Source organism: Streptomyces sp. SAS_281, assembly GCF_052542855.1.
In genome coordinates this window covers 1-20,008 of record NZ_JBMNDO010000109.1, presented here as the reverse complement: position 1 = coordinate 20,008, position 20,008 = coordinate 1, and the positions used below count along the sequence as shown (strand labels likewise).

Annotated in this window: 17 protein-coding genes; 6 read left to right on the top strand and 11 right to left on the bottom strand. The window is 72.3% G+C overall.

All coding sequences use genetic code 11. The features are described from left to right. Positions 1–271: 271 nt before the first annotated feature. The 4 genes from ACN6LM_RS30170 to ACN6LM_RS30155 form a co-directional block, all read right to left on the bottom strand. Positions 272–1,261, bottom strand: a complete 990-nt coding sequence (locus ACN6LM_RS30170) for a LacI family DNA-binding transcriptional regulator (RefSeq protein ID WP_445068534.1) — start codon at positions 1,259–1,261, stop codon at positions 272–274. A gap of 349 nt (positions 1,262–1,610) precedes the next feature. Then, positions 1,611–3,218, bottom strand: coding sequence for a citramalate synthase (cimA, locus tag ACN6LM_RS30165; RefSeq protein ID WP_445068532.1), 1,608 nt, complete (start codon positions 3,216–3,218; stop codon positions 1,611–1,613). Between the two features lie 339 nt (positions 3,219–3,557). After that, the gene (locus ACN6LM_RS30160; RefSeq protein ID WP_445068531.1) at positions 3,558–4,643 is read right to left on the bottom strand and encodes a branched-chain amino acid aminotransferase; all 1,086 of its coding nucleotides are present in this window, start codon (positions 4,641–4,643) and stop codon (positions 3,558–3,560) included. A 230-nt stretch (positions 4,644–4,873) separates the two neighbouring features. Continuing rightward, positions 4,874–5,947 carry a 3-isopropylmalate dehydrogenase gene (locus ACN6LM_RS30155; RefSeq protein WP_445068530.1) on the bottom strand — a complete coding sequence of 358 codons (1,074 nt, stop codon included), beginning with the start codon at positions 5,945–5,947 and terminating at the stop codon, positions 4,874–4,876. Between the two features lie 129 nt (positions 5,948–6,076). Between ACN6LM_RS30155 and ACN6LM_RS30150 the strand changes: the two genes are divergently transcribed. Then, positions 6,077–7,642 (top strand): purple acid phosphatase family protein, encoded by a 1,566-nt coding sequence (locus ACN6LM_RS30150; protein ID WP_445068529.1) that lies wholly within the window; start codon positions 6,077–6,079, stop codon positions 7,640–7,642. Positions 7,643–7,811: 169 nt separating this feature from the next. On the opposite strand, the gene ACN6LM_RS30145 is transcribed toward ACN6LM_RS30150, so the two are convergent. Both ACN6LM_RS30145 and ACN6LM_RS30140 read right to left on the bottom strand, forming a co-directional pair. Beyond that, on the bottom strand, positions 7,812–7,943 hold the full coding sequence (locus tag ACN6LM_RS30145) for a hypothetical protein (RefSeq protein ID WP_018102494.1): 132 nt from the start codon (positions 7,941–7,943) through the stop codon (positions 7,812–7,814). Positions 7,944–8,222: 279 nt separating this feature from the next. Then, positions 8,223–9,107, bottom strand: coding sequence for a LysR family transcriptional regulator (locus tag ACN6LM_RS30140; protein WP_445068528.1), 885 nt, complete (start codon positions 9,105–9,107; stop codon positions 8,223–8,225). A gap of 102 nt (positions 9,108–9,209) precedes the next feature. On the opposite strand from ACN6LM_RS30140, the gene ACN6LM_RS30135 reads away from it, so the two are divergent. The 4 genes from ACN6LM_RS30135 to ACN6LM_RS30120 all read left to right on the top strand — a co-directional run bounded on the left by ACN6LM_RS30135 (position 9,210) and on the right by ACN6LM_RS30120 (position 12,939). Further along, positions 9,210–10,220 carry an NADP-dependent oxidoreductase gene (locus tag ACN6LM_RS30135; protein WP_445068526.1) on the top strand — a complete coding sequence of 337 codons (1,011 nt, stop codon included), beginning with the start codon at positions 9,210–9,212 and terminating at the stop codon, positions 10,218–10,220. An 81-nt stretch (positions 10,221–10,301) separates the two neighbouring features. Next, a complete protein-coding gene (locus ACN6LM_RS30130) occupies positions 10,302–10,874 on the top strand; it encodes a CDP-alcohol phosphatidyltransferase family protein (RefSeq protein WP_445068525.1) in 573 nt (190 codons plus the stop codon). Further along, positions 10,871–11,731 (top strand): phosphatidate cytidylyltransferase, encoded by an 861-nt coding sequence (locus ACN6LM_RS30125; protein WP_445068523.1) that lies wholly within the window; start codon positions 10,871–10,873, stop codon positions 11,729–11,731. The genes ACN6LM_RS30130 and ACN6LM_RS30125 overlap by 4 nt, the downstream gene beginning before the upstream one ends. Then, positions 11,728–12,939, top strand: a complete 1,212-nt coding sequence (locus tag ACN6LM_RS30120) for a lysophospholipid acyltransferase family protein (protein ID WP_445068522.1) — start codon at positions 11,728–11,730, stop codon at positions 12,937–12,939. Before ACN6LM_RS30125 ends, ACN6LM_RS30120 begins: the two co-directional genes overlap by 4 nt. 88 nt (positions 12,940–13,027) lie before the next feature. On the opposite strand, the gene pruA is transcribed toward ACN6LM_RS30120, so the two are convergent. Further along, positions 13,028–14,659 (bottom strand): L-glutamate gamma-semialdehyde dehydrogenase, encoded by a 1,632-nt coding sequence (gene pruA, locus ACN6LM_RS30115; protein ID WP_445068521.1) that lies wholly within the window; start codon positions 14,657–14,659, stop codon positions 13,028–13,030. A 48-nt stretch (positions 14,660–14,707) separates the two neighbouring features. Next, a complete protein-coding gene (locus ACN6LM_RS30110) occupies positions 14,708–15,634 on the bottom strand; it encodes a proline dehydrogenase family protein (RefSeq protein WP_445068520.1) in 927 nt (308 codons plus the stop codon). Positions 15,635–15,822: 188 nt separating this feature from the next. Here ACN6LM_RS30110 and ACN6LM_RS30105 point away from each other — a divergent pair, with 188 nt between their 5' ends. Then, complete coding sequence (locus ACN6LM_RS30105) at positions 15,823–16,968, top strand: PucR family transcriptional regulator (protein ID WP_445068519.1); 1,146 nt, start codon at positions 15,823–15,825, stop codon at positions 16,966–16,968. 10 nt (positions 16,969–16,978) lie between these two features. Here the strand turns inward: ACN6LM_RS30105 and ACN6LM_RS30100 are convergent, their stop codons facing one another. The 3 genes from ACN6LM_RS30100 to serA all read right to left on the bottom strand — a co-directional run bounded on the left by ACN6LM_RS30100 (position 16,979) and on the right by serA (position 19,808). After that, positions 16,979–17,527, bottom strand: coding sequence for a hypothetical protein (locus ACN6LM_RS30100; RefSeq protein WP_445068517.1), 549 nt, complete (start codon positions 17,525–17,527; stop codon positions 16,979–16,981). Further along, entirely contained in the window at positions 17,524–18,129 is a 606-nt protein-coding gene (locus ACN6LM_RS30095) for a TetR/AcrR family transcriptional regulator (protein ID WP_445068516.1), read from the bottom strand. The genes ACN6LM_RS30100 and ACN6LM_RS30095 overlap by 4 nt, the downstream gene beginning before the upstream one ends. An 86-nt stretch (positions 18,130–18,215) precedes the next feature. Next, the gene (serA, locus tag ACN6LM_RS30090) at positions 18,216–19,808 is read right to left on the bottom strand and encodes a phosphoglycerate dehydrogenase (RefSeq protein WP_445068514.1); all 1,593 of its coding nucleotides are present in this window, start codon (positions 19,806–19,808) and stop codon (positions 18,216–18,218) included. Positions 19,809–20,008: the final 200 nt, after the last annotated feature.

Below are 20,008 nucleotides of genomic sequence, written 5' to 3'. Positions count from 1 at the left end.
CTGGCGGGTCAGCGGATTCCGGAAACGGGCAGCGCGGGGCGCGCGCCTTGGTACGGGCGTTGCACGTGCGGTGGTGCGGGTGCGGCGTGGGTTTGGGGGTGCCCTTGTCCGCTAGGTCGTGTCACCTGACTGCCGTCGTCGCCCGGAGGGCGGCCGGGCGGCGTCCGGTGCGTGCGATCGCAAGGCGCCGGAGAGCCCTGGCAGCTCCGCTACGAGGACTCTTCGGCGATGCCGCGAGCGCGCGTGCCAGACGTCGCCCGGCAGGCGGCAGTCAGGTGACACGACCTGGGGGCGCCGAGTGGCGCACGACCAGTTCGGTGGGGAGCACGACCGGGGTGTCCGGTGCGAGCGTGCCGCCCAGGTGGGAGAGGAGCATCCGTGCGGCCGTCTCACCCATCTGCCGGGTGGGCTGGCGCACGGTGGTCAGGGGCGGTTCGGTGTGCTCGGACATCGGGATGTCGTCGAAGCCGACGACCGCGATGTCACCGGGCACGGTCTTCCCGGCGGCGCGCAACGCCCGCAGCACACCTGCCGCGGTGATGTCGTTGTGCGCGAAGACCGAGTCGAACTCCGTGCCCGAGGCGAGGAGTTGTTCCACGGCGAGCCGGCCGGAGCGTTCGGTGAAGTCCCCCAGGACGACGAGGTCCGTGGGGAGGACCGAGACGAACCCGGCCGTCCGGTCGCGTACGCAGCCGAAGTGCTCGGGGCCGGTGATCACGACGGGCCTGGTGCGACCGGCGTCCCGCAGATGGCGGGCGGCCGACGCGCCTCCTTCGTGGTTGGTGGTCACGACGGAGGGGAATTCGGGGTGGTGGCCGCGATCGTCGATGAGCACGATCGGCAGGCCGTCGCGGTGCAGTTCGGTGAGGTGGTCGAGGGTGTTCTCCGGTTCCACCACCACCAGGCCGTCGAAGGCCCGGGCCGACACCTGGCTGGTGAAGCGCTCCACGGACTCGGCCCCGCGGTTGCAGGTGAACAGCAGCAGTCCGTAGTCGGCCGCCTCGACGGTGTCGACCACGCCCTGGAGCAGTTCGCCCATCCAGGGCCAGGTCAGCGAGGGCACCAGCATGCCGACCGTGCGGCTGCTGCCGCGGGCCAGGCCGACGGCGCCGGAGCTGGGGACGTAACCGAGCTGTGCGATCACTTCGCGAACACGCGCGGCCGTCGAACCGTCCACCTCGCCCTTGGTGTTGATGACCCGGGAGACGGTCGTCTTGCTGACGCCGGCCTCGCGGGCGACATCAGCGATGGTGACGCGCATCGGGGGCCTCCAGGACACAACGGGACAGAGGGAACGGCCGTGACGGCCATGGATGGAACCGGTACCGCAACCGGTTCCGGAACCGGTACCGGCGTTGGTGGCGTGAGTTAACCCCGCTGGAACACAGCCGTCAATACTTCACGTCGAGATTGGTCCGTACCCATCTGATAACGAGGAGAACACGGCCCTTTCGTTCAATTCCTGAACGCACAGAGACCTCTTGACGCGGGCGCCCCGGATCCCGTTCACTCGGTGCCCGTACGGGGCCGTGCACGCGAACGCCCCCGCCCGCCCTGCCGGTTGAGGCGGGCGGACGGGGGCGGGCGGGTACGGGCGGAGACCCTCGGGGTCAGTCCGTCGGTTCGACGCCGGCGCGCAGCAGACCGTACGTGTACGCGTCCTCCAGCGCCTGCCAGGACGCGGAGATGATGTTCTCGGCGACCCCGACGGTCGACCACTCGGCGGTCCCGTCGCCGGTGGTGATCAGTACGCGGGTGGTGGAGTCGGTGCCGGTGCGGCCTTCCAGGATGCGGACCTTGTAGTCGGTCAGCTCCAGCTTGGCGAGCTGCGGGTAGATCCGTTCCAGGGCCACGCGCAGCGCCCGGTCCAGGGCGTTGACCGGGCCGTTGCCCTCGGCGGTGGCGACGATCCGCTCGCCCTTGGCCCACAGCTTCACGGTCGCCTCGTTGGCGTGGGTGCCGTCGGGGCGGTCCTCCACGATCGCCCGCCAGGACTCGGTACGGAAGTAGCGCCGCACCCGGCCCTCGGCCTCGGCGCGCAGCAGCAGTTCGAAGGAGGCGTCGGCGGCCTCGTACGTGTAGCCCTTGAGCTCGCGCTCCTTGACCCGTGCCACGACCCGGGCGACCAGCTCCCGGTCGCCCCCGAGGTCGATGCCGAGCTCGTCGCTCTTCAGCTCGATGGAGGCCCGCCCGGCCATGTCGGACACCAGCATCCGCATGGTGTTGCCGACCAGGGCGGGGTCGATGTGCTGGTAGAGGTCCGGGTCGACCTTGATCGCGGAGGCGTGCAGCCCGGCCTTGTGCGCGAAGGCCGAGACGCCGACGTACGGCTGGTGCGTGGAGGGGGTCAGGTTGACCACCTCGGCGATGGCGTGCGAGACGCGGGTCATGTCGGCGAGGGCGCCGTCCGGGAGGACCCGCTTGCCGTACTTGAGCTCCAGCGCGGCGACGACCGGGAAGAGGTTGGCGTTGCCCACGCGCTCGCCGTAGCCGTTGGCGGTGCACTGGACGTGCGTGGCGCCCGCGTCGACGGCGGCGAGGGTGTTGGCGACGGCACAGCCCGTGTCGTCCTGGGCGTGGATGCCGAGCCGTGCGCCGGTGTCGGCGAGGACCGTGGAGACGACGGCCTGGATCTGGGCCGGGAGCATCCCGCCGTTGGTGTCGCAGAGGATGACCACGTCGGCGCCGGCCTCGGCGGCGGCCTTGACGACGGCCTTGGCGTACTCGGGGTTGGCGCGGTATCCGTCGAAGAAGTGCTCGCAGTCCACGAAGACCCGGCGGCCCTGCTCGCGGAGGTGGGAGACGGTGTCGCGGACCATCTCCAGGTTCTCCTCCAGAGTGGTGCGCAGGGCCAGCTCGACGTGGCGGTCGTGGGACTTGGCGACCAGCGTGATCACCGGGGCGCCGGACTCCAGCAACGCCTTGACCTGCGGATCCTCGGCGGCGGCGCCGCCCGCCCTGCGGGTCGCGCCGAAGGCGACCAGCTCGGCGTTCTTGAACTGGATCTCCTGGCGGGCGCGGGCGAAGAACTCGGTGTCGCGCGGGTTGGCGCCGGGCCATCCGCCCTCGATGAAGCCGACGCCGAACTCGTCCAGGTGCCGGGCGATGGTCAGTTTGTCGGCGACCGTCAGGTTGATGCCTTCACGCTGTGAACCGTCGCGCAGCGTGGTGTCGAAGACATGGAAGCTGTCGTCGGTGGGCTTGGCCTCGGTGGTCATTGCTGGTCTGACTCCTGTCGGATGAGTGGATCCGGACGATCTGGCTCCACTTGCCCCCATCATCCCGTGCGCCGTGTGCCCGGCCGAGGTGGAGGCCGGAAAACAAAAAACCCCTCGCGGGTGCGAGAGGTCTGCGCGCGGGTCTGGGGCACGGTGGCCGTGCCGTACGTGGTGGTACGGGACGGTCACTGCGGACCGGCGCGCCTGCTGCCAATAATCATGACGAACGAGGACACGGAAGCAGTCTGGCACAAGGACCGCCGCCGTGAACCGCCCGTCTCAGGATGCGGGCGTGGGGGGGGCCCCCGGCGAGACACCGGGGGCCCTCCTCACGGGGTGTTACGCCAGGGAGTGCATCCAGCCGTGGGTGTCCTCGGCGGTGCCGCGCTGGATGTCGAGCAGGCGCTCGCGCAGCTTGAGGGTGACCGGGCCGGGCGTGCCGTCGCCCTGGGTCCACTCGCCGCCCGCGCTCTTCACCGTACCGACGGGGGTGATGACGGCGGCGGTGCCGCAGGCGAAGACCTCGGTGAGGGTGCCGGCGGCGGTGTCCTCGCGCCACTGGTCGATGGAGACGCGGGACTCCTCGGAGGTGTAGCCGAGGTCACCGGCCAGCTTGAGGAGCGAGTCCCGGGTGATGCCGGCGAGCAGGGAGCCGGTGAGGGACGGGGTGACGATCCTGTCCCCGTACACGAAGTAGAGGTTCATGCCGCCCAGCTCCTCCACCCACTTGTGCTCGACGGCGTCGAGGTAGGCGACCTGGTCGCAGCCCTTGGCGGCGGCCTCGGCCTGGGCGAGGAGGGAGGCGGCGTAGTTGCCGCCGGTCTTGGCGTCGCCCATGCCGCCGGGGACGGCGCGGACCCGGTCCTCGGAGAGCCAGATGGAGACGGGCTTCACACCGCCGGGGAAGTAGGCACCGGCCGGCGAGGCGATGACCAGGAACAGGTACTCGTTGGACGGCCGGACGCCGAGGCCGACCTCGGTCGCGATCATGAAGGGGCGCAGGTACAGGGACTCCTCGCCGCCGTGGGCCGGGACCCAGGCCGCGTCCTGCTGGACGAGCGCGTCACAGGCCGCCACGAACGTCTCGACGGGCAGCTCCGGCATGGCGAGGCGTCGGGCGGAGGAGCGGAAGCGCTCGCCGTTGGCCTCGGGGCGGAAGGTGGCGACGGAGCCGTCCGGCTGGCGGTACGCCTTCAGGCCCTCGAAGATCTCCTGGCCGTAGTGGAGCGTCATGTTGGCCGGGTCCATCGACAGCGGCGCGTACGGCACGAGCTGGGCGTCGTGCCAGCCGCGGCCTTCGGTCCACTTGATCGTCACCATGTGGTCGGTGAAGTAGCGGCCGAATCCGGGCTGGGCCAGGATCGCCTCGCGCTCCGCGTCGGACAGCGGGTTCGAGGAGGGCTTGAGCTCGATCGTGGTCGTCATGAGTGCGTGTCCTTCACCGTGATGTGTGTGTAGGACCGCGTGCACGCCTTCAGGTGCTAGGACGTCCGAGCTTCGCAGCGAGCCACGGCCCCGTTCGATTATTGCTCGAAGGCTGCCGTGCACGAAATGGCGTGAATGCGGTCCAGGGTTCGATGGTGACACCCGGGGCCGCACAGGAGAAGCCGCCGGGTGCGTCTGCGACCCGGCGGCTTCGTGGTGGAGTCGTCGGATCAGCCCGCTACGCGTACCGCGAGGGCGTCGCCGATCTCGTCGGTCGTACGGGCGGTCCCTCCCCCGGAGCCCGAAAGGCCCGGGAGGTGCCCCCCTCGCTCCGCGAGGTCGGCGGAGACGGCGTCCTCGATGCGCACGGCCTCGGCCTCGTAGCCGAGGTGGCGCAGCAGGAGGGCGACGGAGAGGATCGTGGCGGTCGGGTCGGCCTTGCCCTGCCCCGCGATGTCGGGGGCGGAGCCGTGGACCGGCTCGAACATCGACGGGAAGGCACCCGTCGGGTTGATGTTGCCGGAGGCGGCCAGGCCGATGCCGCCGGAGACGGCCGCGGCGAGGTCGGTGAGGATGTCGCCGAAGAGGTTGTCGGTGACGATGACGTCGAAGCGCTCCGGCTGCGTGACGAAGAAGATCGTCGCGGCGTCGACGTGCAGGTAATCGGTGGTGACCTGCGGGTACTCCGCGGCGACCTTGTCGAAGATGTTCTTCCACAGGCTGCCCGCGTAGACCAGGACGTTGTTCTTGTGGACCAGCGTCAGCTTCTTGCGGGGGCGGGCGGCGGCACGCTCGAAGGCGTCCCGGACGACCCGCTCGACGCCGAAGGCGGTGTTGAGGCTGACCTCGGTGGCGACCTCGTGCTCCGTGCCGGTGCGCAGCGAGCCGCCGTTGCCGGTGTACGGGCCCTCGGTGCCCTCGCGGACGACGACGAAGTCGATGTCCGGGCGGCCGGCGAGCGGGGTCTCGGTGTTCGGGAAGAGCTTCGACGGCCGCAGGTTGATGAAGTGGTCGAAGGCGAAGCGCAGCTTCAGCAGCAGCCCCCGCTCCAGGACGCCGGAGGGCACGGACGGGTCACCGATCGCGCCGAGCAGGATGGCGTCGTGCCCCTTGAGGGCGTCGAGCTCCGCGTCGGGAAGGGTCTCACCGGTACGGTGCCAGCGCTGGGCGCCAAGGTCGTACTCCTTGGTCTCCAGCTTCACATCCTGCGGGAGAACAGCGTTGAGGACCTTGAGGCCCTGGGCCACGACCTCCTGGCCGATACCGTCACCGGGGATCACTGCGAGATTGATGCTGCGAGACATGGTGGCACCCTACTGCTCGTCCCACCCCATGACACGCGCCGTCCACCATACGGACACATGATCATCTGTACGTGTACCGTTCACCTATTCGACGGTGTGCCGTCGGGCGGGCGGTGGAGGTTGTCGTCCATGGACCTCCCCCGCTTCGGCATCCCCGAGAAGCTCGCCGGCCGCATGACCATGGCCGAGCAGCACGACTACCTCCGCACCCGGCTCACCCGCCGCGGGGCGCTGCGCACCGGCGTGGCGACCGCGGCCGTGGCCGGCGCCGGGATCGGCCTCGCCTCCTCCCCCGCGTACGCGGCGCCCACCGTCCTCACCTCGCGCAGCACCACGCGGGTCGACGGCGCGCTGGTCGCACCCTTCGGCCGGCACCTGGCGTACGGGGCGGACCCGAGGACGCGGATGGCGGTCTCCTGGCAGGTGCCGTTCGCGGTGCGCCGCCCGTACATCCGCATCGGTCTCGAGCCGTGGGCGCTGAGCCGGCGGATCGACGCGGAGGTGCGCCACCTGACGACGCCCCGGCTGAACGACGGCAGGATCGCGGCGGCCGAGCAGTTCTACGTCCACGCGTCCCTGGAGCGGCTGAAGCCCGGCACCACGTACTACTACGGCGTCGGCCACGAGGGCTTCGACCCGGCGGACGCGCGCAACCTGAGCACGCTCGGCACCTTCACCACCGCACCGGCACGGGCGGAGAACTTCACGTTCACCGCCTTCGGCGACCAGGGCGTCAGCTACCACGCGCTCGGCAACGACCAGCTGATCCTGGGCCAGAACCCGGCCTTCCACCTGCACGCCGGGGACATCTGCTACGCGGACCCGTCGGGCTCCGGGCAGACCACCGACACCTATGACGCGCGGACCTGGGACCAGTTCCTCGCGCAGACGGAGACGGTCGCCAAGACCGTGCCGTGGATGGTGACGACCGGCAACCACGACATGGAGGCGTGGTACTCGCCGGACGGCTACGGCGGCCAGAACGCGCGCTGGACCCTGCCGGACAACGGTCCGGACCCCGTCAACCAGCCCGGTGCCTATTCCTTCGTCCACGGCAACGTGGGCGTGATCGCGCTCGACGCCAACGACGTCAGCTACGAGATCCCGGCCAACTTCGGCATCAGCGGCGGCCGGCAGACCCGCTGGCTGGACCGGCGCCTCGGCGAGCTCCGGGCCCGCCGGGACATCGACTTCCTGGTGGTCTTCTTCCACCACTGCGCCTTCTCCACGACCAACGCGCACGCCTCGGACGGCGGGGTGCGGGAGGCCTGGGTGCCGCTCTTCGAGAAGCACCGGGTGGACCTGGTCATCAACGGGCACAACCACGTCTACGAGCGCACCGACGCGATCCTGGGGAACGCCGTCGGGCGACCGGTGCCGATCGGCGAGCGGACCGACCCCCGCCGGGACGGCATCGTCTACGTCACGGCGGGCGGCGCGGGCAAGGCGCTGTACGACTTCCCGGTGCCCGACAGCTACGAGGGGCACGTCGCGGACCTGGAGAGCGTGGACACGTACCACGTGGCCAAGGGCCGCGTGAAGGCCGCCGAGACCGTGGAGTGGTCGCGGGTGCGGTACACCGGCTTCTCGTTCCTCGCGGTGGAGGTGGAGACCGGACGGCACCCCCGGATGAAGGTCACCGCGCTCGCCGAGTCGGGCGAACGCGTCGACCACTTCGAGATCAGCCGCGGCTAGGGCTGTCCCGCAATTCCTGGTGGATCAGCGCGCGGCGTCGGATGCGGTGCATGGCAAGGCGGAGAGGCGCCCGCATACCGGACGTATTCGGGCTTTTCGACAACGCGGCGAGGTGCCGTGGCTGTCGTCGTGCGCCCGCCGGGAATTGCGGGACAAGCCTCGGGGCCGGTCAGTGACCGGTGGAGCCGCCGTTGTCCCTGCGGTCGAGGGCGCGCTGCAGGGCGGCGGCGGCAGCCTGCCGCTCCGACTCGGTCGGGCGGTGGGCGTGACGGACGCGGCGGCGGGTGGTGGTCTCGGCCATGGTGGATCGACTCCTTGAGATCGCGAGGATTTCGAGATCGAACAGCGTGGGGTGATGTCGAGATCGTTGATTTCGAGGCGCCGGAAGGGGCGGGGAACGGACGCCGCAGGGGTTGCCTGCGCAGGGGCGCGCGCTCTCGACCGCCAGTCGCTTGATCTAGCGAGACGTTCGGCTTCTACAAAGTTAGAGCAGCCGGGCCGGTCTGTCTCCACAATTACTCGGACTTCCTACTATCTGAGACGGAGGTTTGCGCCGGCCCACCCGCCGCTCACTCCCAGCTCACCCTCCGCTCCCCCTCAGCTCCCTGATCAGGGCCCGGACGGCCGCGGATCGTGCCAGTTCAGGGGTGGTGACATAGCCCACGGAGCGGGTCGGGCGCTCCGGTCCGAGAGCGGTGATCCCGACCGAGTCGGGTGCTCCGCACAGGGACAGTCCGGGCATGATCGCCATACCGAGACCGGCGGACACCATCGAGAGCACCGCTCCGTCGTCCTCCGCCTCCACGGTCGCCTGCGGGATCCAGTCCTGCGCCGCCCACCACTCCCGCGTGTACGAGGTGCAGTTCTCCGCCCAGTCGAGCAGCGGGAGCGTCCGGGGCGCCGGATGACCGGCCGGGTGCACGAGGGCGTACTCCTCCTCCCGCAGCACTCCCCCGACCAGCTCGTCCGGCACCGGTGAGGACCCGCCCACCGTCGCGATCCCCAGATCGGCGCGCCCGTCCAGGACCTCGCCCGCCGTGCCCCGCCCCAGCTCGCGCACCACCCGCACCACCGGCTCGATCCCCGGGTGCCGGGTCCGCAGCCGTTCCAGTGCGGGCGGCAGCAGATGCAGGGCGGCGCTGCGGAAGGCCGCGATCCGCAGCGGCCCTGCCGGGATGGCGGCCGCCCCGGGTCCGGCCGCCGCCGCCCGCGCCTCGACGCCCATCACCTCCAGCAGCCGCAGCACGCGCCGGGCGTACCCGAGGGTGCTCGTGCCCGCCGCGGTGGGCATGGCACCCTTGCGGCCCCGTTCGAAGAGGACCGCGCCGATCCTGCGCTCGGTGGTGCGGATCGCGTGGGAGACGGCGGACTGCGTCATGCCCAGGGCCGCGGCGGCGCCGGAGAAGCTGCCCGCACTCTCGACGGCGAGCAGGATGCGCAGCTCGTGCGGGGTCGGGTCGGCCATCGTGCGGGTCCCCCTCGTTCCATGAACGCCGTTCATGGAAACGGCCTTTCCATCGACGCAACCCCCTGCCGGGCCGGAAAGTTCCTCCCTACGGTCGCTGCCATGACGACGACACGCACCGCCCGCACCTTCCACCTCACCGCCCGCCCCACGGGCTTCCCCACCCCGGACCTCTTCACCCTCACCGAGTCACCGGTGCCCGAAACCGCCCCCGGACAGGCACTGGTGGAGAACCTCTACCTCTCCGTGGACCCGTACCACCGCGAGGAGATGGACGGCGGCTGGGAGCTGGGCGCCCCGCTGGAGGGCCGTGCCGTCGGCCGGGTCACCGCCTCCCGCGACCCGGGCCTCGCGGAGGGCGACCTCGTCTTCCACCGGCAGGGCTGGCGCACCCACGCCCTGGTCACCGCCGGCACCGACGGCACCCGCCGCCTCCCGTCGTACGAGGGGGTGCCGCTCACCGCCCACCTCTCGATCCTCGGCGGCACGGGCCTCACCGCCTACGCGGCCCTGACCCGTGTCCTGGAACTCCGCCCGGGCCAGGACCTCTTCGTCTCCGCCGCAGCGGGCGGGGTGGGTACCGCGGTGGGCCGGATCGCCCGGCTGCTCGGCGCCGGCCGGATCATCGGCAGCGCGGGCTCGGCCGCCAAAGTCGCCCGGCTCACCGGGGAGCTCGGCTTCGACGCGGCGTTCGACTACCACGACGGGCCGGTCGGCGAGCTGCTGGCGAAGGCCGCGCCGGACGGGATCGAGGCCGCCGTCGACAACGTGGGCGGCGACCACCTGGAGGGCGTCATCTCCGCGATGCGCGATTTCGGCCGCATCGCCTGGGTCGGCGCCATCGCCCAGTACCACTCGGCGCACACGCCGCCGCCCGCCCCGCGCAACCTGTTCGACGTGGTCGGCAAGAGCCTGCGCCTCGAAGGTGTCCTCGTCCGCAACCACCGCGATGCGCAGGACGAGTTGGAGGCGCTGCTGGTGCCGCATCTGCGCAGCGGCGGGATCACCCCGGACGTCACGGTCGTGGACGGCTTCGAGCGGACCGTGGACGGCTTCCTGGGCATGCTGCGCGGCGAGAACACCGGGAAGATGCTGATCCGCACGGCCGCGTAGGGCCGGGCCGCGCGCGTACTCAGGCGTACTTGAGTACCCGGGCCGTGTCGAAAGAACGTGCGGCGCACGAGAGTTGCAGCCATGAACGGCCTCTACGCTCTCAAGCCCTGGTACGCGGACCGGCTCTCCGGCGTCCGCGCCTCGCTGGTCCGCCGTGAGGTGTCGCCCGACACCCTCACCGCCGCCGGGGTGGCCGCCGCGGCCGGTGCCGCCGCCTCCCTGGCCTGGCTGCCCGCCCCGGTCGCCGCCCTGCCGGTCGCCGTCCTGCTCGCGGCCCGGCTCGCCTTCGCCAACCTGGACGGGGCGCTCGCCCGGGACACCGGCCGCGCCACCCGGCGCGGCGCCGTCCTCAACGAGCTGGGCGACCGGGTCGCCGACCTGGTCGTGCTCGCCGGCTTCCTGACGCTCGCCCCGCTCTGGCTGGTCGCGCTGGCCGGTCTCGCGGCCACGCTGCCCTCCTGGGTGTCGCTGGCCGGGGCAGCCGCCGGGGCGCCCCGCCGCAACGGCGGCCCGGTCGGCAAGACCGAGCGCTGCCTGCTCGTCGTGATCGCCGCCGCGAGCGGCTGGGCCGTCCCGGTGCTGGCCGTGATCGCCGTCGGCTCCCTGCTCACCGCCGCCCTCCGGCTGGCCGGCCTCTGGCGGGAGCCGGCATGAGCGCCGTACTGATCGCCGAGGAGGCCGCCGTCCGCGCGGTGCCGCTGGTCGCGGGGGTGCTGGGCGCGGGCGGGGTCGCCGTCGCGGTGCTGCCCGCGCGGGTCCGGATGCGCGCCGAGCTGCGCAGGCGGTGGCGGACCTGGGCCGTGGTCGCGCCGGTCTTCCTGGGCGCGTTCTTCCTGGGCGGCGGCGGCACGTACGCGCTGGCCGCCGGGCTCGGCGTGGTCGCGGCCGGCGAGTACGCCCGGATGGCGGGCCTGCGCCGGGGCGACCTGGCCGTCCTCGCGGTGGCGTCGGCGGTCCTTCCGGGGCTGGCCTGGCTCGCCCCGCACCTGCTGGACCTGCGGACGGCGGCCCTGCTGCTCGTCGCGGCGGCGCTCCCCTCCGTGCTGGGCGGCGACGACCGCACGGGCTTCACCCGCACCGCCCGGACGGCCTTCGGGCTGCTGTGGATCCCGCTCGCGCAGATCGGCCTGGTGACGCTCGGGGACACGGCTGTGGCGGTGGGCCTGGCGGTGGCACTCGGCGACGTCGGCGCGTGGTGCGGCGGTACGGCGCTGGGGCGGCGCGGTCCGCTCGCCCGGCCGCTGTCGCCGCTCTCCCCGAACAAGACGTGGGCCGGGGTGCTGGGCGCGGCCGTCGCGACCGGGGCGCTGCTGCTCGTGCTCGGCGCGTTCACCCTGCCGCTGTGGGCGGCCGTGGCCGGCGGGTGCGTGCTCGGCGACCTCGTCGAGTCGATGGTCAAGCGCGAGTCCGGGGTGAAGGACGCGGGCAGCTGGCTGCCGGGCTTCGGCGGCCTGCTCGACCGGATCGACTCCCTGCTGGTGGCCCTCCTCCTGGCGATGGTGATGACGTGAAGCCTCTGGGAAGCACGCTTGTACGCACCTCCGGTGTCCTCCCGGTCCGCTCGCGGGTCGCCTCCGCGCTGCGGCGCGGGCTGTGGTGGGGCGTGCTCAGCCTCACCGGCGGGATCGAGCGGCGCGGCCGGCTGCCGCACGGCGGCTGCGTGGTCGTCGCCAACCACACCTCGCACGCGGACACGGCGGCGCTCCTGGCCGCGCTGGACGCACGGCACGGCCCGGCGATCGGCGCGGCGGCGGACTACTGGTTCGCTTCCCCCTGGCGGCGCCGGATCTGCCGCAGGCTGGCGGCCGGCTTCCCGGTGCGCCGGGCGGGCGGCGGGATGGCGGACCTGCTGACGATGACCGGCGAGCTGCGCGAGGGCCGGGCGGTCGTGCTCTTCCCGGAGGGCACCCGCGCCCCGGACGGCACCCTCGGCTCCTTCCACAAGGGCGCGCTGGTCCTGGCCGAGGAGGCGGGTGTGCCGGTGGTGCCGGTGGGCATCGCGGGCACGGACCGGCTGCTGCCCAAGCACGGCCGGCTGCGCTCATCCCTGGTCAGGGTGACGATCGGTGAGCCGCTGCCCGCCGGGGTCACCCCGGAGGCGGCCCGGGACGCGGTGCGCGGACTGCACGGCCGTACGGCCGCCGAACCGCTGCGGGACTCCGCGGTGCGCAGGCGGGTGGCCTCGGTCGTCACCTCCCGCGCGGGGCTGCCGCTGGCCTTCTGCTGGGCGTTCGCGGAGGCGCTGAGCTGGCCGCTGATGCCGGAGCTGCTGCTCGCCGCGGTCTGCGTGGCGGTGCCGCGCGCGGCCCTGAGGATGTCGCTGGCCGCGCTGGCCGGGAGCCTGGTGGGCGGGCTGCTCGCGCTGCACATGGCGGCGGCGGGCGCGCAGCTGCCGGCGCCGCTGACCACGGACCGGATGCGGGCGGAGGTCCGCGCGGAGCTGGCGGTGGAGGGCGCGTCGGCCGTCCGCCACCAGCCGTGGAACGGCATCCCGTTCAAGGTGTACGGGGCGGAGGCGGGCCGGGCTTCGGTGCCCGCGGCGGACTGGGTGGCCGCTTCGGCGGCGGCGCGGGGCGCGCGGACGCTCTCGGTGGGGCTGGCCTTCGGCGCGTTCGGACTGCTGCTGCGCCGCCACCGCCGGCTGTACGGGCCCTGCCTGGTGCTGCTCGGCGGCGGCTTCGCGGCCGGGCTCGCGCTGATCGTGCGCGGGTGGAGCTGAGCCCCGTATGGAAACCGCCCCCCGTCCGGCAGGGGAACCGGACGGGGGGCGGGAATCGGGGCGGGGCGCCGGGGCGCCCCGGGGGGCGTCAGCCCTGGTGGGGGTAGGTGTACTCGGTCGGCGGGACCAGGGTCTCCTTGATGGCCCGGGTGAGGGTCCAGCGCTGGAGGTTCTGGGGGGCGCCGGCCTTGTCGTTCGTACCCGAGGCGCGGCCGCCGCCGAAGGGCTGCTGGCCGACGACGGCACCGGTCGACTTGTCGTTGATGTAGAAGTTGCCCGCGGCGTACCGCAGCTTCTCCATCGTGTACGCGGCGGCCGCGCGGTCGTTCGCGATGACGGAACCGGTCAGGGCGTAGTCGGAGACCGACTCCATCTGCTCCAGCATCGCGTCGTACGCGTCGTCCTCGTAGACGTGCACGGCGAGGATCGGGCCGAAGTACTCGGTCGTGAAGACCTCGTTCTCGGCGTCGGTGCACTCGATGACGGTCGGGCGGACGAAGTAGCCCACCGAGTCGTCGTAGGTGCCGCCCGCGACGATCGTGCACGCCGGGTCGGCGGCGGCGCGGTCGATCGCGGCCTTGTTCTTCGCGAAGGAGCGGTCGTCGATGACGGCGCCCATGAAGTGCGACAGGTCGGTGACGTCACCCATGGTGATGGAGTCGACCTCAGCCGCGAACGCCTCCTTGAAGCCCGAGTTCCAGATGGAGGCCGGGATGTAGGCGCGCGAGGTCGCCGAGCACTTCTGGCCCTGGTACTCGAAGGCGCCGCGGGTCAGGGCGGTCTTCAGGACGGCCGGGTCGGCCGACGGGTGGGCGACGACGAAGTCCTTGCCGCCGGTCTCGCCGACGAGCCGCGGGTAGGTGCGGTAGTTGGCGATGTTGTTGCCGACGGTCTTCCACAGGTGCTGGAAGGTCGGGGTGGAGCCGGTGAAGTGGATGCCGGCCAGGTCGCGGTGGTTCAGGGCCACCTCGGAGACGGCGATGCCGTCGCCGGTCACCAGGTTGATGACGCCCTTGGGCAGACCGGCCTCCTCCAGGAGCTGCATGAGCAGCACGGCGGCGTGGGTCTGCGTCGGGGACGGCTTCCACACGACGACGTTGCCCATGAGGGCGGGCGCGGTCGGCAGATTGGCGGCGATGGCCGAGAAGTTGAACGGCGTGATCGCGTAGACGAAGCCCTCCAGCGGGCGGTGGTCCATGCGGTTCCACACGCCCGGGGAGTTGGCCGGGGGCTGCTCGGCGAGGATCTGGCGCGCGTAGTGCACGTTGAAGCGCCAGAAGTCGACCAGCTCGCAGGGGCAGTCGATCTCGGCCTGCTGGGCGGTCTTGCCCTGGCCGAGCATGGTGGAGGCGGCCAGTGTCTCGCGCCACGGGCCGGACAGCAGCTCGGCGGCGCGCAGGATGATCGCGGCGCGGTCGTCGAAGGACATCGCGCGCCAGGCCGGGGCGGCGGCCAGGGCGGCGTCGATCGCGTCCTGGGCGTCCTGCTCGGTGGCGCCGGCGAAGGTGCCGATGACGGCCTTGTGGTTGTGGGGCTGCACGACGTCGACGCGCTCGCCGCCACCCATCCGCTTCTCGCCGCCGATGGTCATCGGCAGGTCGATGGGGTTCTGGCTGAGCTCCTTGAGCTTGGCCTCCAGGCGGGCGCGCTCCGGGGAGCCCGGGGCGTAGGAGTGGACCGGCTCGTTGACCGGCGCGGGGACCTGGGTCACAGCGTCCATGGGTTCCGATGCTCCTTCAGTCAGTCGTTGGGAGGGTGGAGGGGTTGCTCAGCCCTTGGTGAGGATGGAGCGGCCGAAGAACAGCAGGTTGGCCGGCTTCTCGGCGAGGCGGCGCATGAAGTACCCGTACCAGTCGGTGCCGTACGCGGTGTAGACACGCATGCGGTGGCCCTCGGCGGCGAGCCGGATGTGCTCGTCGCTGCGGATGCCGTACAGCATCTGGAACTCGTACTCGTCCAGCTTGCGTCCGGCCTTGCGGCCCAGTTCCTGGGCGATGGCGATGAGGCGGGGGTCGTGGGACCCGATCATCGGGTAGCCCTCGCCCTGCATCAGGGTCTTCAGGATGCGGACGTACGCCTTGTCGATCTCGGCCTTGTCCTGGTACGCGACGGAGGCGGGCTCCTTGTAGGCGCCCTTCACGATCCGCACGCGGCTGCCGGCGGCGGCGAGGCGGCGGGCGTCCTCCTCGGTGCGGAAGAGGTACGCCTGGATGACGCAGCCGGTCTGCGGGAAGTCCTTCCGCAGCTCCTCGTGGATGGCGAACATCGAGTCGAGGGTGGTGTGGTCCTCGGCGTCCAGGGTGACCGTGGTGCCGATGGCTGCGGCGGCCTCCACGACCGGGCGCACATTGGCGAGGGCCAGCTCGTGGCCGCCGTCCAGGGACTGGCCGAACATCGACAGCTTGACGGACATCTCCGCCCTGGTGCCCAGGCCGAGGTCCTTGAGGCGCTCGACGAGCTCCAGGTAGGCGTCGCGAGCGGCGGCGGCCTGCTCGGGGGTGGTGATGTCCTCGCCGACGACGTCGAGGGTGACTTCCAGGCCCTTGTCGGCGGCGTCCTCGATGACGGGGACGACCTGGTCGACCGTCTCACCGGCGATGAAGCGGTCCACGACCTGCTTGGTGCCGGGCGCGGCCGAGATGAACCGGCGCATCTTGTCGCTTCGCGACGCGGCGAGAATCACGGGACCCAGCACGGGGCACCTCCACGGAAAGTACGAACGAAGCCACACCGCCGTATATGCCGTGTAACGAACATAAGCGGTACAGCACGGAGAACCACCGTGAAATCTAAGGATCGCGCCGTTTCCCTGCCATCGACAGCTGCCACACATCCGTGGACTGGATCTCAGACATATGTCTGAAGGGGTGCGAGAATGGCCGGGTGAAGGGCGATTACCAGGAGCTGGTGGACGAGATCTCCGCGCTGCTCGGCGTCCCCGCGACGCTGGAGAACCGGGATTTCGGCCTGGTCGCCTTCGGAGCCCATGACAGCGACGACACCACGGCGATGGACCCGGTCCGCACCCGGTCGATCCTCACCCGGCGCTCCACCCCGGCGGTCCGCGCCTGGTTCGAGAACTTCGGCATCACCCGCGCCACCGGCCCCCTGCGCATCCCGGCCGCCCCCGAGGCGGGCGTCTACCGGGACCGCATCTGCCTGCCGGTACGCCATCGGGGTGTCGTGCTCGGTTACGTATGGCTGCTCGACGCCGACCCCGGGCCGACCGACCGCCAGCTCGACGCGGCGATGGACGTCGCCGCCCGGATCGGCGCGCTGCTGGCCGACGAGGAGCGGGCGGGCACCGACCTGTCCCGGGAGTTCGGCGCGGTACTGGCCGCCGGGCGCGGCTGGCAGCGGGACATGGCGGTGGCCGCGCTCGCCGAGGCGCTGGGCCCCGACGCGGACGGGCTGCACACCGTGGTGTGCGTGGCCCCGTGGCCGGACGGCGCGCCCGCCGTGCGCACGGTCCCCTCGGCGGCGGCGCTGACCGGAGCCCCGCTGCCGGGCCGGTCCGGCCCGCCCGCGCTGGCGGCGCTGATCCGGCTGCGGTCGCCGGAGGTCCTGGACCCCGCGCTCACCGCCGCGGACCGGCTGCGTGCCACCGCCGGGGAGACGGCCACCGCGGGCCTCGCGGTCCCGCGCCGGGGCCTCGCGGAACTGGCGGACGCCTGGCACGAGGCGTCCGGGTCGGCCCGGGCCGCGGCGGCGGAGACCCGGTTCGGCCCGGTCGCCGACTGGACGGCCATCGGTCCGTACCGCACGCTGACCGCGCTCGCCCCGGACGCCCTGCCCGACCCGGCGGTGCGCCCCCTGCTGACCCCGGCCCAGCGGGACCTGGCCCGCACCGCGGAGGTGTTCCTGGACTGCGCGGGCCAGGCGTCCCGGACCGCCGCCGAGCTGGGCATCCACCGCCAGACGCTGTACTACCGGCTCTCCCGCGTCCAGCAGCTCACCGGCCTCGACCTGAACGACGGCGAGGACCGGCTGCTGCTCCACATGGCCCTGAAGGCGGCCCGGCTGCGGTGACGCGCCGGGCTCACAGCCAGGCGGGCGGGGGCGGGGCGGTGATCGGGCGGTCGCTGACCACGGCGGCCATGACCAGGGGCGCGTCGCCGTCGCTGCGGCCGACGCTCACGCCGGCCCAGCGGTCCGCCGGCCGGTCCTCCGGTCCGGGGAGCGGGCCCCAGGCGGCCAGGTCACCGCAGCAGTCCTCGTCGAGCAGGGCGTCGAACAGCGGGGGGACCGGGGTGCCCTCCTGCTTCAGGAGCAGCGCGACATGGACGGCGACGCGGTGGTGCGGGCCCCAGCGGGTCTCCAGCTCCGCGACGAGGGCGTCGAGCCGGGCCTCGGCCGCCTCCTCCGCCTCGTCGGGGTCGCACGCGTCGCCGCCGCCGCTCCCGTCGTCCCCGGACTCCCAGAGCGGGACGGCCCGGAAGCCCGCGCCGGTGGTCGCCCGCCACTCCCCCGTGTCCGGGTCGCCCTCGGCCGCCGTGGGGCCGGCGGCCGGGAGCGGGGCGTTGAGCAGGGCCGCCACCTCGGCGGCGGTGCGCGCGAGGTCGAAGGGCTGACCGGCCCGGACGGTCACCGGGGTCCCTCGGGGGCCGGGCTGCGGCCTTCCATGACGACCTTCAGACCGTCCGTCAGGTCCTGGGCGGACGGGGCCGAGTCGGCGTCCATCAGCCACTGGACCATGACCCCGGCCAGGAGGGCCTGAATGAAGAGGCCGGCGACGCGGGCGCGCTCGGGGTCGGTCTCGGGGTCGATGCCCATCATGCCCTCGGCGAGTCCGTCGCGCCCGGCACGCTGCGGGCCGGCGAGGGCCTTGCGCAGCTCGGGGTCGGAGTCGATCCGGGAGATGACCTCCATCTGGAGCTGCCAGACGGCGCGGGTCTGCTCGTAGCTCCCGATCACCCGCTCCCAGGTCTCGCGGAACTGGTCGAGCGGCGCGGCCGGGAACTCCGGCGCCCCCTCGGGGCCCTCCCCGTCCGGGGCGAACCCCTCGCCCCACTCCTCGGTCAGCTTGATGAACGCGAGGTTGAGCAGCGCGTCCTTGGAGCCGTAGTGGTAGCCGATGGAGGCGAGGTTCGTGCCCGACGCGGCCACGATGTCGCGCGCCGTGGTGCGCGCGTACCCCTTCTCCAGCAGGCAGCGCTTGGCGCCTTCGAGCAGATCCTCACGATGTCCCATGACAGCAGCGTACCCGGCATGCAGACGTTTGTGTAAGACGCGCGTCTACATACCGGGTACGGGTGGAACCCGTGAGGCCGGCGTGGTCAGTCGGTGAGGTTCACCGAGCGGGCCGAGGCGGCGCCGATCTCCGAGGAGATCTCGGCCAGCACGGTCGCCGGGACGTCGTCGTCGACGGTGAGGACGACCAGCGCCTCGCCGCCCACGTCGGCGCGGGAGACCTGCATGCCCGCGATGTTCAGACCGGCCTCGCCGAGGATGCGGCCGACCGTGCCGACGACGCCGGGGCGGTCGTCGTAGCGGAGCACGATCATGTGGTCGGCGAGCGCCAGGTCCACGTCGTGCTCACCGATCGCGACGATCTTCTGAAGGTGCTTGGGGCCGGCCAGCGTGCCGGAGACCGCGACCTCCTGGCCGTCGGCCAGGGTGCCCCGGACGGTGACCACGTTGCGGTGCTCGGGCGACTCGGAGCTGGTGGTGAGGCGCACCTCGACACCGCGCTCCTGGGCGAACAGCGGGGCGTTCACATACGACACCGTCTCGTCCACGACGTCCTCGAACACGCCCTTGAGCGCGGAGAGTTCGAGCACCTTGACGTCGTGCTGGGTGATCTCGCCGTAGACCTCGACGTCGAGGCGGGCGGCGACCTCGCCGGCCAGCGCGGTGAAGATCCGGCCCAGCTTCTCGGCGAGCGGCAGGCCGGGGCGCACGTCCTCGGCGATGACACCGCCCTGGACGTTGACCGCGTCCGGGACCAGCTCACCGGCGAGCGCGAGGCGCACGGACTTGGCGACCGCGATGCCCGCCTTCTCCTGGGCCTCGTCGGTGGAGGCACCGAGGTGCGGGGTGCAGACGACCTGGTCGAACTGGAAGAGCGGGGAGTCCGTGCAGGGCTCCTTCGCGTACACGTCGAGGCCGGCGCCGGCGACGCGGCCCTCCTTGAGCGCGGAGGCCAGCGCCTCCTCGTCCACGATGCCGCCGCGCGCGGCGTTGACGATGCGCACGGTGGGCTTCACCTTGTGCAGCGCCTCGTCGCCGATCAGGCCCAGCGTCTCGGGGGTCTTGGGCAGGTGCACGGTGATGAAGTCGGCGACTTCGAGGAGCTCGTCCAGCGAGAGGAGCTTGACGCCCATCTGCGCGGCGCGCGCGGGCTGCACATAGGGGTCGTAGGCGACGATCTTCATGCCGAAGGCGGACATGCGCTGGGCGACCAGGACGCCGATGCGGCCGAGGCCGACGACGCCGAGGGTCTTCTCGCTCAGCTCGACGCCGGTGTACTTCGAGCGCTTCCACTCGCCGTTCTTCAGGGCGGTGTTGGCCTGCGGAATGTGGCGCGCGGTGGCCACGAGGAGGCCACAGGCCAGCTCGGCGGCGGTGACGATGTTGGAGGTCGGGGCGTTCACGACCATGACGCCGGCCTTGGTGGCGGCGGAGACGTCGACGTTGTCCAGACCGACGCCCGCGCGGGCGACGACCTTCAGCTTCTTCGCGGCGGCGATGGCCTCGGCGTCGACCTTGGTGGCGGAGCGCACCAGGATGGCGTCGACATCGGCGATGGCGGGGAGGAGCTCGGCGCGGTCCGCGCCGTTGCAGTGCCGGATCTCGAAGTCCGGGCCCAGGGCGTCCACCGTGGCGGGCGACAGCTCTTCAGCAATGAGTACGACAGGTTTCGAGCTCACGTGAGTCCTCACAGATCCAGTGCGGACGGCCGTCCCGACGGCCGCAGGCGTGGAGGGGCTTGCCGCGTGGAAGACGCACGACACTGTGGGCCTGACGCGTGTATGTGGAGCAGTGTAGTCATGCGCGAGACCCCGATCAGCGCCCCTTCGGAAGGATCACCCGCACGAGTGCGTGGGCCCCGGGGGGGGGGGTGACAGAT